At 60.2% G+C, this 12142-nt stretch carries 17 protein-coding genes and 1 tRNA gene; 11 read left to right on the top strand and 7 right to left on the bottom strand.

Translation table 11 applies throughout. The annotated features are described in order from the left end of the window. The first annotated feature begins 137 nt into the window (after positions 1-137). The 8 genes from JXQ78_RS06520 to JXQ78_RS06485 all read left to right on the top strand — a co-directional run bounded on the left by JXQ78_RS06520 (position 138) and on the right by JXQ78_RS06485 (position 4884). A complete protein-coding gene (locus JXQ78_RS06520; protein ID WP_330632670.1) occupies positions 138-422 on the top strand; it encodes a 50S ribosomal protein L44e in 285 nt (94 codons plus the stop codon). Positions 423-425: 3 nt separating this feature from the next. Next, complete coding sequence (locus tag JXQ78_RS06515) at positions 426-608, top strand: 30S ribosomal protein S27e (RefSeq protein ID WP_330632669.1); 183 nt, start codon at positions 426-428, stop codon at positions 606-608. 89 nt (positions 609-697) lie between these two features. Beyond that, complete coding sequence (locus JXQ78_RS06510; RefSeq protein WP_330632668.1) at positions 698-1504, top strand: translation initiation factor IF-2 subunit alpha; 807 nt, start codon at positions 698-700, stop codon at positions 1502-1504. Between the two features lie 4 nt (positions 1505-1508). Continuing rightward, positions 1509-1691 (top strand): RNA-protein complex protein Nop10, encoded by a 183-nt coding sequence (locus JXQ78_RS06505; RefSeq protein ID WP_330632667.1) that lies wholly within the window; start codon positions 1509-1511, stop codon positions 1689-1691. Between the two features lie 5 nt (positions 1692-1696). After that, entirely contained in the window at positions 1697-2530 is an 834-nt protein-coding gene (locus JXQ78_RS06500; protein WP_330632666.1) for a PAC2 family protein, read from the top strand. Between the two features lie 45 nt (positions 2531-2575). After that, positions 2576-3730, top strand: coding sequence for a pyridoxal-phosphate dependent enzyme (locus JXQ78_RS06495; RefSeq protein ID WP_330632665.1), 1155 nt, complete (start codon positions 2576-2578; stop codon positions 3728-3730). 44 nt (positions 3731-3774) lie between these two features. Further along, entirely contained in the window at positions 3775-4170 is a 396-nt protein-coding gene (locus tag JXQ78_RS06490; protein WP_330632664.1) for a hypothetical protein, read from the top strand. 45 nt (positions 4171-4215) lie between these two features. After that, on the top strand, positions 4216-4884 hold the full coding sequence (locus tag JXQ78_RS06485; RefSeq protein ID WP_330632663.1) for a LysE family translocator: 669 nt from the start codon (positions 4216-4218) through the stop codon (positions 4882-4884). Here the strand turns inward: JXQ78_RS06485 and JXQ78_RS06480 are convergent. Further along, positions 4881-5588 (bottom strand): HD domain-containing protein, encoded by a 708-nt coding sequence (locus JXQ78_RS06480; RefSeq protein WP_330632662.1) that lies wholly within the window; start codon positions 5586-5588, stop codon positions 4881-4883. The genes JXQ78_RS06485 and JXQ78_RS06480 overlap by 4 nt on opposite strands. A 217-nt stretch (positions 5589-5805) precedes the next feature. Between JXQ78_RS06480 and JXQ78_RS06475 the strand changes: the two genes are divergently transcribed. Then, positions 5806-6534, top strand: a complete 729-nt coding sequence (locus JXQ78_RS06475; protein WP_330632661.1) for a GNAT family N-acetyltransferase — start codon at positions 5806-5808, stop codon at positions 6532-6534. Here JXQ78_RS06475 and JXQ78_RS06470 read toward each other — a convergent pair. Further along, positions 6532-6633 (bottom strand) — tRNA-Gln (locus JXQ78_RS06470). The two genes, JXQ78_RS06475 and JXQ78_RS06470, sit on opposite strands and share 3 nt — an antisense overlap. A 41-nt stretch (positions 6634-6674) precedes the next feature. Then, on the bottom strand, positions 6675-6866 hold the full coding sequence (locus JXQ78_RS06465) for a hypothetical protein (RefSeq protein ID WP_330632660.1): 192 nt from the start codon (positions 6864-6866) through the stop codon (positions 6675-6677). 107 nt (positions 6867-6973) lie between these two features. Here JXQ78_RS06465 and JXQ78_RS06460 point away from each other — a divergent pair, with 107 nt between their 5' ends. Beyond that, positions 6974-7276 (top strand): DUF7577 domain-containing protein, encoded by a 303-nt coding sequence (locus JXQ78_RS06460; protein ID WP_330632659.1) that lies wholly within the window; start codon positions 6974-6976, stop codon positions 7274-7276. Here the strand turns inward: JXQ78_RS06460 and gcvPB are convergent, their stop codons facing one another. Both gcvPB and gcvPA read right to left on the bottom strand, forming a co-directional pair. Continuing rightward, positions 7277-8704 carry an aminomethyl-transferring glycine dehydrogenase subunit GcvPB gene (gcvPB, locus tag JXQ78_RS06455; protein WP_330632658.1) on the bottom strand — a complete coding sequence of 476 codons (1428 nt, stop codon included), beginning with the start codon at positions 8702-8704 and terminating at the stop codon, positions 7277-7279. Then, positions 8701-10032, bottom strand: coding sequence for an aminomethyl-transferring glycine dehydrogenase subunit GcvPA (gene gcvPA, locus JXQ78_RS06450; protein WP_330632657.1), 1332 nt, complete (start codon positions 10030-10032; stop codon positions 8701-8703). The genes gcvPB and gcvPA overlap by 4 nt, the downstream gene beginning before the upstream one ends. Positions 10033-10225: 193 nt before the next feature. On the opposite strand from gcvPA, the gene JXQ78_RS06445 reads away from it, so the two are divergent. Continuing rightward, on the top strand, positions 10226-11452 hold the full coding sequence (locus JXQ78_RS06445) for a hypothetical protein (protein ID WP_330632656.1): 1227 nt from the start codon (positions 10226-10228) through the stop codon (positions 11450-11452). Here JXQ78_RS06445 and JXQ78_RS06440 read toward each other — a convergent pair. Together JXQ78_RS06440 and JXQ78_RS06435 are read right to left on the bottom strand one after the other, a co-directional pair. After that, positions 11444-11839 carry a universal stress protein gene (locus JXQ78_RS06440; RefSeq protein WP_330632655.1) on the bottom strand — a complete coding sequence of 132 codons (396 nt, stop codon included), beginning with the start codon at positions 11837-11839 and terminating at the stop codon, positions 11444-11446. The two genes, JXQ78_RS06445 and JXQ78_RS06440, sit on opposite strands and share 9 nt — an antisense overlap. A gap of 42 nt (positions 11840-11881) precedes the next feature. After that, a complete protein-coding gene (locus JXQ78_RS06435; RefSeq protein WP_330632654.1) occupies positions 11882-12136 on the bottom strand; it encodes a DUF7520 family protein in 255 nt (84 codons plus the stop codon). Between the last annotated feature and the right edge of the window lie 6 nt (positions 12137-12142).

Here is a 12142-nt window from a genome sequence, read left to right as displayed (position 1 = left end):
TATCACTTTGCCGTCTCTTGATTCTACACGATCGTTCACAACAAAGGGAAAACTGTGATCGACGTTCACATCCGACAGTCCGCTGGGTCGAACCAAACGGGTTTTAATGCGGCGTCGATAATGGACCACCAGTAACCATGCAGATGCCACGCCGATTCAGGACTCACTGTCCACACTGTAATCTCCACACCGAACACGAGGTTGAGAAGGTCCGTTCCGGGCGCTCCTCGGGCATGACCGAAGTCCAGGGCCGCCAGCGCAAGCGCCAGAAGTCGGGAATCGGCAACTCGGGGAAGTTCTCGAAGGTGCCGGCCGGCAACAAACCGACAAAGAAAACGAATCTCACGTACCGCTGCAGCGAGTGTGGGAAGGCCCACCTCCGTGAAGGATGGCGTGCTGGCCGACTCGAATTCCAGGAGTAAACGATGGCAGGAAAATTCTACCGTGTGACGTGCCCGGACTGTGAGAACGAACAGATCATCTTCGGCAAAGCCGCAAGCGAAGTCGCGTGTGCCGTCTGTGGCCACGTGCTGGCCCGCCCAACTGGTGGGAAGGCCGTCTTCGAGGGCGAAGTGACCGAAACGCTCGAACGAACTGTTGAGGCCTGAAGGGTCGTTATTCGCCGTTCACGATACGAACGTCGGACGCACTTCTCGCATACGGTGGGTTTATTCGGGCTAGCCCACAACCGATACACATGAAATACACAGGCTGGCCTGAACCCGGCGATCTCGTCGTGGGCCGCATCGATGAGATTGAAGATTTCGGGGTGTTTGTCGATCTACTGGAATACACCGACCGACGCGGACTCGTTCACATCAGCGAAGTCACCAGTGGGTGGATCAAAAACATCCGCGATCACGTCAGTCCGGGCGAGACCGCGGTCTGTAAGGTGCTCGATGTGGACAAAGACGCCCAGCAGATCGATCTCTCGCTGAAAGACGTCAATGACCACCAGCAGTCAGAGAAGATCCAGGAGTGGAAAAATGAACAAAAGGCAGATAAGTGGATGACGCTGGCGTTCGGCGAGGACGTTGCCGATGAGCAGTACGGGACGGTTGCCAACGAGCTGCTCGGGTCGTTCGGAACGCTGTACGACGGGTTTGAGGCGGCAGCGATTCACGGAACAGAGTCGCTTGAGAACACGGAGCTCACGGACGACGAAATCGACGCGATCGTCGACACTGCCCGAGCGAACGTTTCGGTGCCATTCGTTACCGTTACGGGGTATATCCATCTCGAATCGCCCAATCCGAACGGTGTGGACGACATCCAGGCGGCGCTTGAATCGGCGGCCGGCAATGGCGAGGTGGCAGACGAGATCGATCTCGACGTCACCTACGTCGGTGCTCCCGAATATCGCATCAAGGTGAAGGCACCGTCGTATAAGCTCGCCGAGGACGAACTGACCGAGACGGTCGATCGAGCGCGCGAGGCGATCGAATCGCGTGGTGGCACCGCAGAGTTCCACCGCGAACGCCAGACTGAGGCCGACAGCAACTGATCGCATGCGATCGGATATTCGGGTCTGTTCGAACTGGCAGACGGCACACGATCGGCCAGTGTACACGCTGTCAGAGAACTGCCCGGAGTGTGGCGAGCCGGCCCACAACAGCGCTCCAGCACCGTACGATCCGACCGACCGCTACGGAAAGTACCGACGTGCACTTAAGCGACGAGAACGGCAGTAGGCTGCATGGACGAGTTCGATATTGAGACGGTTGCAGACCCGTCGCTTCGCGATCCAATTCTGATCGAGGGGCTCCCGGGCGTGGGCCACGTCGGGAAGCTAGCGGCCGAGCATCTTCTTGAAGAGTTCGAAACCACGCTGTTGCGACGCCTCTACTCCGAGCATTTTCCACCACAGGTGACGATCGAGGACGGCACGACACAGCTCGCCTGTCTGGAGTTTCATTACGTCGATCTGACGACGGCTGCCACGTCGTCCGAAGACGACGAATCGAGTGATGATGACGTTGCAACCAACGGCTCGACGACGCCGGCCGAGCAGTCCGTTCCGAACGATCTGATCGTGCTGACCGGCGACCACCAGGCGCAGGATCCCCGTGGCCACTATCAGCTCACCAGCGCCATCCTCGATGTGGCCGAATCGTTCGGCGTTGAGCGGGCGTACACGCTGGGTGGCGTGCCGACGGGCGAGCTCATTGAAGAGTACAGCGTCATCGGTGCGGCGAGCTCAGACGCACTAATTGAGGAGCTCGACGATGCAGTGGAGTTCCGTGACAACGAACCCGCCGGCGGCATCGTCGGCGTCAGTGGGCTGTTGCTCGGGCTCGGCGAGCGCCGTGGCTTTAACGCGGCCTGTCTGATGGGTGAGACCAGCGGCTATCTCGTCGATCCCAAGAGTGCCCGCGCCGTTCTTGAGGTCCTCGAATCGCTCTGTGCGTTCGAGGTGGGCTACGACGCACTCGAAGAACGCGCCGAGGAGATGGAAGAAGTCGTCTCGAAAATCAGGGAGATGGAACAGTCGCAGGCACCGACTGAGGACGATCTCCGCTACATCGGATAACGAGCAGTTCAACAGGGCTTAGTCCGGGGGCCCAGTAGCCCGAATATGCAGACGACAGCCGCGTTTACGGGCTTTCGCGATCCTTTCTCGGGTGAGGAGTTCGCGCCGACGGTCGAACGCCATCCAGACGGTGGTATCCTCGATCCGGCGTATGCGCTCGATTCCATCGGGCTCTCACGAGACCAGGCGTCCGCGAGCGACGCGTTCGATGTGCTGATGCCCATCCCTGCGAGCGAGCGCGTCCAGCTCGCTGGGGGGCCGACACCGCTGGTTGATTGCCCGCGGTTGGCCGACGAACTCGGCGTTGAATCGGTCTACATCAAAGACGAAGGGGCGAATCCCACCGGTTCGATCACGGATCGCGGGATCGCCCTGGCCATTTCTGCTGCCCGCCAGCACGGGGCGACGGACGTTGGTCTGGCGAGCACCGGAGCGGGTGGCCAGTCGGCGGCTGCCTTCGGTGCGCGTGCGGGGCTCACCACGCACGCCTACGTTCCCTCCAGGACGCCGTTTCAGCACAAGGCGATGATCAACGTTCACGGGGGTGATATGAACGTCGTTGGCGGCCGATTCGACGATGCGAAGGCGACGTTCGAAACCGAGTCGGCCGAGTTGTACCCACTGGGTGCGTTCGAGACGCCGTTTCGACACGAGGGTGCCAAACAGGTTGCGTTCGAATGCTTCCAGCAGCTCAACTGGACGGTCCCCGACGTTGTCTGCTATCCATTTGTTGGGAGCGCGCCGCTGTATGGGATGGCAAAAGGAGCGCGAGAGTTCGCAGAGCTCGGTCTCGTCGATACCGTTCCGTCATTTTATGCCGGCCAGTCGAAGGACTGTGCGCCGCTCGTCGAGGCGTTCGAGAGCGGAGCAACGGCGGTTGAGCCATGGGACGTTCCCGATACGGTGGCCGGCGCGCTCGAACGGCCTGCGCCGGCGGGAAGCGAACTCGTCCTGGAGACACTCCGAGAGCACAACGGTGGTGCGGTGGCCGTCAACGACGACGACATCCTCGAATCCGCGGTGACGATCGCCAGCCACGAGGGGATCGACATCAGTGTCGCTGGCGGCGCGGCGGCCGCAATGGCCTGGGAGCTGCGCGAAGAGTTTAGTGCCGATGACACCCTCGTGCTCGTCAATCCGGCCTCCGGAGCACCGGATGCGGATCTCCTTCGGAGCCATCTGATGGGACAGGGAATCTGATCGAAAGACTGAGCGGTGGCGATCACTGATCGAGGAACTCAACAATGGCTGTGGACAACTCCCACGGATGGTGGTGGATCGGCGTGTTGGTTCCGTTCGTAGAACTCCCACGACTGCTCGTCGTCGGACTGTTCGATCTCCAGTCCGCTCTGTTTGCGTCTGGACCTATTGCAACCGACGGCCCAGTTGCGGCAGCCGTGATATCTGGAGCCGTCTTCGCCCCACTCGTTCTGTTGGTGCTGGGTCTCGTTTTTATCGTCTCGCTGTGTCTCGACGTGCGCGCCCTCAGGCGAACCGACGCGCCGTGGAACCCCAGCCCGTGGCGATGGACGAGTGCGGGGATGCTGAGTGTGGTGGGTGCGTTCGTTCTTCCGATACCCGTGTTGTGGATCGTTTCGCTGGGGTATTTCTATCAACGCTATCAGCGAATCGGACTATAACTCCGTTTCAATCCATTTTTCGCATTTTCGCCCCTATACGAACCAATGACGGATCCAGTGACGTTCGTCGCGGGGGTGGTGTTCGGGATCGCACTCGCGGCACCGCCCGGCCCGATGAACGCGGTGATCGCCGATGAGAGCGTCACACACGGCTGGCTCTCCGGAGTTCGTGCTGGCCTGGGGGCGATGGTGGCCGACATCTGCTTTTTCGTGGGGGCGCTGCTCGGCGTGGTGGCAATCGTCGAACGGATTGCGCTCCTTCGAGGGGTGATGGTCGGCGTCGGTGGGCTGTTGATGTTGTATTTCGCCTACGACACTGCCAATGAGTTCCGCGATGGGTTCACGGACGACACCGAATCTGAAACTGGGCGTGGCTTTCGCCGGGCGTTTGCACTCGCCATCACCAACCCCTACCAGATTCTCTTCTGGCTCACCGCCGGTGTTGCCCTGCTCAATCCCGGCACCGTTGATGTGCTCGAACCACTGTCGGCGTCGCTCTCCGGGTTGTTCGTCGTTCACACCGGCACCCCGCTGTTGCTCGTCGGGTTGTTTGCAGGGGTTGCGCTCTGGGTCGTTGGCTTTCCGGCAACGCTGATAGCCGCGAAAAATCGCATCGACGCCATGGCACCGCTAACAGCAGCCGTGAGCGCGCTCGTGCTCGCTGGTTTTGGCGTCTACTTTCTCACCGACGCCATCGGAATTCTGTTCGGCTAATTCGTCAGTTCGTCGACTGCCGAATCGGACTCGTCTTCGAGCACTGCAACCTCTTCGAGGAGCCACTCCCGGAACCAGCGCACCCGCTTGAGCCGCTGGTGGGCGATCGACTCGGCAGTGTCGCTTTCGATTCGATCGAGGACGTTCTGTCCCCGTTCAACGATCCGATCGATCATTTCGGGCGCATCCGTGTGTCCTCGCGCTTCATAGCCCATCCGCAGCAGAATGAGCGTCATCCCGTTGGCACCCACCTTATCGAGAAGATCGCTCTCGATCAAACAGCGCGCCTCGAGCCCGAGATCGGACAGCGGCCCCTGATAGGAGTGAGCCTCGATCGCGCTACAGACCTCGTCGACGAACGACGACGGATAGTCGCAGTGACTGCCCAGATACTCCCGAGTGATCCGCGCACCGGCCTCTGCGTGCACGTCCTGGTCCACTTCTAGCTTTGCAATGTCGTGAAACAGCGACGCAACTCGAACCACATCCACGTTGGCTCCTTCACGCTCGGCAATCCGCGTTGCAACAGCGACCACGTTCAGAATGTGGTTAAAGCGATACTGCGCCGAGTGCCAGGGATACCACCGCATTCGTCCCCCATCGTCCTCGCTCTCGACGCTTGCGGCGAGGTAATCATGAACGAATTGTTTCATTTCCTCGAATTCGTCGTCGGTGACGGGATCCTCTCGAATCTCAACCCCCACGATACCGCCCCCGTAGACAGCAGATACTCATGTTACACAGCAATAGTGGTGTTACAGTCTTGAGGGTTACGTTGGATACACTCTGATCACCTGGGTGGAACGATCGCCCAGAACAGGTGGAGGCGGTGGGATCCCCGGCTTGTAGGGGGCTGTTGCTGTTCGGAGAAGCTTCGCCTCGGCAGTGGGCTTTATTGTGGATGGATGGGTTTAGCATAATATGAACATTCGTACAGCGACCACCGAAGATGCACCGGCAGTTCGTGATATTGCTCGCCGTTCTTTGTCGGCTTCGTACACCTTGAGTCCACAGACGATCGAGGGGGCCGTCACGCAGTGGTACGCAGACGATGCGTTCTCTGACCTACTTGACGATGAAAATCGGACGGTGCTGGTTGCCGACGACGAGGAGGCTCTCGTGGGATTTGCCGAGGGCGTTCTCGTCGACGACGACGGCGATGGTGATCTTCTCTGGCTGCACGTGGACCCAGACCATCGCGGTCGGTCGATTGGCACGGCGCTGTTCGATGCGATCGACAATCAGCTGAAACGGATGGGTGCCAGTCGGCTTCGCGGTCGAGTCCTCAGAGACAACCACGGCGGCAATCAGTTCTACGAACGCCACGACATGAAAAAGGCGGTCGACGAGCGCGTCGAGATCGACGGCACGCAGTACGTCGAAAACGTCTACGTAGAGGACGAACCGACGGCCGTTGAGTCGGTTTCCGTGGACAACACCACGGTGTACATTGACCACGATGACGCAGAACGGGGGACTGTCGCGCCGTTTTTCGTCGCCTACAACGACACCGACCGAACCGATCGGTACGGCTATTTCTGTTCGAACTGCGACGGTGTCGAGGTCTCTATGGATGCAATGGGTCGCGCAGAATGCACCGACTGTGGTAACCAGCGAAATCCGACGCGCTGGGACGCCGCCTACCTATAGTCCCGCCCAGATTCGAACTGGGGTCAACGGCTTTCCTCCGCGATCGGTATCCCAACCACGTCCAAAGGCCGCTATGATTGGCCACTACACCACGGGACTGCAGGGGGACGTTTCGGCCGGCGATACAATAGGGTTTCCCTTCAGTGCGTCTGTGTCAGTGGTTGTGCCCGGTGGAGATACGCAGCAAGCACCCCCACTGCGACCACCGTCACCCCGCCGCCAACTAGCTGGAGTCCCGTTTGGTTCCCGAACGCGACGCCGTACAACAGAATTACGAGACCGACTGTGACCCCAACGATCGATACCACCGGAGAGATGGTGTGTGCATCCATACCGAACCGCTCGCATTCCAGGCACTAAAATCCTCTCAGGCGATTGGATCACTGAAAAAGAATAAAAACACCGTAATGAGTAAGTCATTGTCTACCGTAGTTTAGGTATGAATACACTGGTGTGGGGACTGGTTATCCTCGTGCTGTTCCCGCTCTTGCAGATTCCGGTGTTGCTGTATCTGGCCCGGAATATGGAGCCTGAAGAGCGCGAGGAGTCCGACCAGCCGCCGACTCCGGCCACCAGCTACTGGATAAACCCTGGCGATCCCCAGCCGTTCGTTGATGCAGACCGCGAGCAATCGCCGTCGGATTCGTCCGTGGTTCGGTGTCCGGACTGTGGCACTGATAACGATCCGTTGTACACGTTCTGTCGCAACTGTGTGACACGACTCCCGCCGATGGGATGGTGATCACTCAGTTTCGAACTCGAGTGCTTGCCAGGAGAGCCGTGGATTTCGCGCTGCAGTTGCCTGATCGATCCGTTTAACGGCCGTTCGGTTCGGCGCATCCTCGACCGTTTCCTGTGATTCGTTCGCGACGGCGTTGAACGCCTCGGCGAGTTGATCGAGCGATCGCTTCGTTTCGATCTCCGTCGGTTCTGCCATGAGTGCCTCTTCGACGGCTTCTGGCCACTTCGTGGTTGGTGGATGGACACCAAAATCGAGCATCCGCTTTGCAACGTCGGCTGCGTCCGCGTCTGCACTCGCGACGAACTCGTGGTGGAACGGTTCGAACGGAACGTCGTACTCGATCTGACTGGCGAGATAGTTCGCGTTCAAGACGGCTTTGGCACTCGCATCGGTGAGTCCTGCATCGCCCAGTCTGGCGATGTAGGCAAAGGCCTTCACGAGCACGAGCCAGTTGCCATGATAGCCGTGCACTTTGCCGATCGAGGACTCTGGCGTGAACAGTTCGTAGCCGTCATCCGTTTTCCGAACGCGGGGCTCCGGGAGGAATTCGGCGAGTTCATTCCCAACGCCAACCGGCCCTGCACCGGGTCCGCCGCCGCCGTGGGGTGTGGCGAACGTCTTGTGGACGTTGTAGTGCATCACGTCGAATCCCATATCGCCAGGTCGCACCCGACCGAGCAGGGCGTTGAGATTCGCGCCATCGTAGTAGAGCAGACCACCGGCGTCGTGGACGATGTCGGCGATCTCGGTGATGTTGCGCTCGAAGAGTCCGAGCGTGTTCGGATTGGTGAGCATCAGCGCCGCGGTGTCTTCACCAACCGCGTTCTCGAGAGCTTCACAGTCGACGCGTCCGTCCGAGCCTCCCGGAAGTGTTACGACATCGAAACCGGCGAGCGCACCGCTGGCGAAGTTCGTTCCGTGCGCGCTGTCCGGCACAATCACTTCCGTTCGGTCCTCGCCGTTGGCCTCGTGGTAGGCCTTCGCCACGAGGATGCCAGCAAACTCTCCGGCAGCACCGGCCGGTGGCTGGAGCGTCACGGCGTCCATCCCACCAATGCGACCGAGATACTCCTGGAGCCGGAAGAGCACCTCAAGTGTGCCCTGAATCGATTCGGCGGGCCGGTCGGGATGGACCTGCCCCGCGTCGAGTGCGGCCACGTCCTCTGTGAACGATGGGTTGTATTTCATCGTACACGATCCCAGCGGGAACGGTCCGTTTTCGATCCCGTAGGTCATCTCCGAAAGCCGCGTGTAGTGTCGTGCTAGCTCCGGCTCCGAAAGCGATGGGAGTGTTAGCTCATCTCGCGTCAGTTCGTCTGGAAGTCCCGCATCATCAGCATCGACCGAGACGGTCTTCGATCGCTTTTCTGCCAGCAGCGGTTCGTACCGGTCTTCGTCCGTGATCCAGCGTGCTTGATCGAATTTCATGCGAGTCCCTCCAGGGTGGTAACGAGTCGGTCGCGCTCGTCGGCAGTCGTCTCGGTCGTACACACTTCCAACAGGTGCTCGTCGATCGCGTGGACAGCGATGTCTTCGGCGAGCAGTTCCTCCTGGACGGTGCCAGCCGACGACTCGGTGCGGACGACGAACTCCCGGAAGTGGTGTCTGTCATGGACCGGTGCGGTGTAGCCTTCAATCGCGTCGATTCGTTCTGCCAGTGACGTGGCCGACCGAACGCAATCGCTTGCGAGTTCGATAAGTCCGTCCGGTCCGAGATCGGCAACCGTCATGGCGGTCCTCAGCGCGACCCAGGCCTGATTCGTGCAGATGTTACTTGTCGCACGCTCTCGGCGGATGTGTTGTTCGCGGGTCTGTAAGGTGAGCGTGAACGCACGCCGACCGGTCTCGTCTGTTGAGGAGCCGACGAGCCGACCCGGAATCTGTCGGAGATATTCCTCACGACAGGCAAACAGTCCCAGTCCCATCCCGTAGCTCGCTCCTAATCCAAGCGATCCGGCCTCACCGACAACGATGTCGGCACCCACAGCAGCTGGCGATTCTAGCAGTCCGAGCGCAACGATATCCGTTCCGAGACAGAACACGCTAGTATGTTCGTCGGCGATCGACGAAAGCTCCGACAGCCCCGGATCGATCGTCCCACGAACGGTTGGCGATTCGGCGTACACCATCGCCACATCCGACGAGCAGCTCTCAGCCACCGCATCGGTTGCGGCGACGCCATCGTCCATCGGATACGTTTCGACCGACAGCTCAGTGCCGGCAACGTAGTTCTCGAGCACGGCGCGTCGGCCAGATTCGAGTAGCTCTGGGACGAGCACTGTCGTCCCCGTCACCGATCGGAGACGACTCGAGAGCGTTGCGGCCTCACCGAGTGCGGTGGCGGCGTCGTACATCGAACAGTTTGCCACCGGCAGGCCAGTGAGCTCAACGAGCATCGACTGATACTCGAACAGCGCCTGCAGAAAGCCCTGGGCGATTTCGGGCTGATACTGCGTGTAACTCGTCAGAAACTCCGACCGATCGGCAACGTGGTCCACCCACGACGGAACGTAGTGGTCGTAATGTCCTCGGCCAAGGAATTCGGTCACCGAGTCGTTCATCTCGAGCAGTGCGGTTGTTTCGGACAGCACCGCCCGTTCGGATCGTTTTGGGATGTCGAACTCACCGTCGAACAGTACGTCGTCTGGGATGTCGAACAGCTCCGCTTCGGAGTCGGCGCCAATGGCGTCGAGCATCGCCGTCGTTTCGGACGGCGTGTGTGGTGCGAAGGGACTGCCTGTGTCGTTCGTGGTCATGGTGTGCGCAGGTCGCGTCTACAATCCAGTATGGAAGCATTTTGGGGCGGGCCATATCAGGACCGCGGTTTGCCCCCTCGTTGTGGGTTTATAGACCTCTGGTAGGATTTATCACGACAATTGTGAACGCATTTTTTCGGACATATTTTCACACCAAACGCTTACAGCACGTTCGTGCGTGTGCTTTGTCACCATGGAGCTCCCCGACGACCTCCGCGATGCGCTTGAATCACACCCCAACGTAATCGGCACCTGTCTTGGCACCCGCAGGGTTGGTGGCCAGCCGACGGACGAACCGGCGGTCATCGTTCTCGTTTCCAAAAAGCGTCCTGTGGCCCAGCTCGCCGCCAGCGATAGGATTCCAGAAACCGTCGATATCGACGGCGAAACGATTCCAACGGACGTTCAGGAGATCGGCGAACCCAGAATTCACGCCGGTGTTGTGCGTCAGCCCCCGCTCAGCGAAACCGATCGAACCGCCAGGTGGCGACCCGCGCCGGCGGGCGTTTCGATCGGTCACGAGGACGTGACAGCGGGGACGCTGGGGACGCCCGTGTTACACACCGAAACCGACGACCCGGTCGTGTTGACCAACGCACACGTCGCTGCACCGATCGGCGGATCGAACGAGGGAGCTCCGATTTATCAGCCCGGACCGATGGATGGTGGCACCACAGACGATCGGATTGGGACGCTCAAAACGTCTGCCACGATTGACTCCGAGGAGCCGAACACGACCGATAGCGCACTGGTGTCGGTTCGTCCCGGTCGAATCGACCACCGAATTCTGGGGATTGGCCAGCTCGTCGGCTTCGAGAAGGAGCCCTCCGCCGACGCAACGTTTCACAAAAGCGGTCGCACGACGGGCGTGACGAGTGGTCGCCGACGCGGACACGACGCGCGTGTGCGCGTAGGAGGCTACTACGATTCGCCGGTCACGTTCGAGGGCGTGACAATCTTCGATCCGATGAGTACGGGCGGAGACAGCGGGAGTCTGATCGGCATTCATCGGTCGGATGGCTTTTACGGAACGGATCTGTTGTTTGCGGGCAGCGATCGCGTCACGCTTGCAGTTCCGATCGCTGCGGTGGAAGCAGCACACGGACCACTTGAGGTAACTCGTCCGGCAGACACGACACAGAAATTCAGCGATCGTGTTGGCCACCGTCTTCGCGCGGCGTATGGCACTGCAAACGTCTCACCGACTGACGGTGCTGCGTCGTACGTCGTTTCGACCCCGATGGTTCGGCTTGTCGTCGCGGTTGCGACGGACAGAGCGTCGTTCGACAGGGCCGTCACCACGGCTATTGCAGCGCGCGATAGCCACAACGGCGTTCCGGTGGTCGTCCATCCCGAGGGACTGCTTGAGGCAGCCACCATTGAGGCGATCAGCTATCACGTCTGTCTTGTCTCACTCTGATTGTGTGGTGTGCCCGGCGATCAACACTGGGCGCTCGGTGTTCAGGATCACTGCTTCGGAGCCGCTGCGCAGCTGGTTCTTTCCGGCGGGAGACCGTCGCCGGCCACCAATGCAGATGCAATCCGCGTCGAGGTCGTCTGCAACGGCCAGCACAGCATTCAGCGGCGTTGCCGTCGATCGGCGCAGCGTCACGTCGATGCCGTGCTCAGTAAGCGTCTCGTAGGCCACGTCCACGGCCGGTACCGAGCGCAGCTCGCGCTCGGAGTCGCTAACGTGCACGATCGTCACGGCAACCGTCTCGGCGGCGGCTGGCAACTCGGTGATCGCACTGACTTTCGCCTCCGTCTGTGGATCCTCCGGAGCAATTCCGGTTACGATCTGGTACATGCCAACCGTTCGTCATCCAGGGCCAATAATTGATCGACGCGATTACTCGACGTAGCGATTCGAGACGGCAATCAACACGACGAGAACGACGCCAAGCATCGTGCCGACCGTGATCGCCCCGAAAAGCGCCATTCCGAGCATTGTGGGTGGCAACTGAATCACAAAGAATAGCTCGGGGTCGGTCCCCTCAATGCCGAGGCTCCCGATGATCGCGCCCGCAACGCCCGCAACCGCCACGATCGCAAGATAGAGGCCCGTAACGAATCGCTGGCCATTGTAGCTCTGCTGGGAGTTCACGCGAGT

This window comes from Halocatena halophila (assembly GCA_027563145.1).
Taxonomy (GTDB): domain Archaea; phylum Halobacteriota; class Halobacteria; order Halobacteriales; family Haloarculaceae; genus Halocatena; species Halocatena halophila.
This window is presented reverse-complemented; position numbering and strand designations above follow the sequence as displayed.

Excerpts from the sequence above, each read along its gene's own strand:
- JXQ78_RS06520 (WP_330632670.1), top strand. The coding sequence starts at position 138 with ATGCAGATGCCACGCCGATTCAGGACTCACTGTCCACACTGTAATCTC.
- JXQ78_RS06515 (WP_330632669.1), top strand. The coding sequence starts at position 426 with ATGGCAGGAAAATTCTACCGTGTGACGTGCCCGGACTGTGAGAACGAA.
- JXQ78_RS06510 (WP_330632668.1), top strand. The coding sequence starts at position 698 with ATGAAATACACAGGCTGGCCTGAACCCGGCGATCTCGTCGTGGGCCGC.
- JXQ78_RS06505 (WP_330632667.1), top strand. The coding sequence starts at position 1,509 with ATGCGATCGGATATTCGGGTCTGTTCGAACTGGCAGACGGCACACGAT.
- JXQ78_RS06500 (WP_330632666.1), top strand. The coding sequence starts at position 1,697 with ATGGACGAGTTCGATATTGAGACGGTTGCAGACCCGTCGCTTCGCGAT.
- JXQ78_RS06495 (WP_330632665.1), top strand. The coding sequence starts at position 2,576 with ATGCAGACGACAGCCGCGTTTACGGGCTTTCGCGATCCTTTCTCGGGT.
- JXQ78_RS06490 (WP_330632664.1), top strand. The coding sequence starts at position 3,775 with ATGGCTGTGGACAACTCCCACGGATGGTGGTGGATCGGCGTGTTGGTT.
- JXQ78_RS06485 (WP_330632663.1), top strand. The coding sequence starts at position 4,216 with ATGACGGATCCAGTGACGTTCGTCGCGGGGGTGGTGTTCGGGATCGCA.
- JXQ78_RS06475 (WP_330632661.1), top strand. The coding sequence starts at position 5,806 with ATGAACATTCGTACAGCGACCACCGAAGATGCACCGGCAGTTCGTGAT.
- JXQ78_RS06465 (WP_330632660.1), bottom strand. The coding sequence starts at position 6,866 with ATGGATGCACACACCATCTCTCCGGTGGTATCGATCGTTGGGGTCACA.
- JXQ78_RS06460 (WP_330632659.1), top strand. The coding sequence starts at position 6,974 with ATGAATACACTGGTGTGGGGACTGGTTATCCTCGTGCTGTTCCCGCTC.
- gcvPB (WP_330632658.1), bottom strand. The coding sequence starts at position 8,704 with ATGAAATTCGATCAAGCACGCTGGATCACGGACGAAGACCGGTACGAA.
- gcvPA (WP_330632657.1), bottom strand. The coding sequence starts at position 10,032 with ATGACCACGAACGACACAGGCAGTCCCTTCGCACCACACACGCCGTCC.
- JXQ78_RS06445 (WP_330632656.1), top strand. The coding sequence starts at position 10,226 with ATGGAGCTCCCCGACGACCTCCGCGATGCGCTTGAATCACACCCCAAC.
- JXQ78_RS06440 (WP_330632655.1), bottom strand. The coding sequence starts at position 11,839 with ATGTACCAGATCGTAACCGGAATTGCTCCGGAGGATCCACAGACGGAG.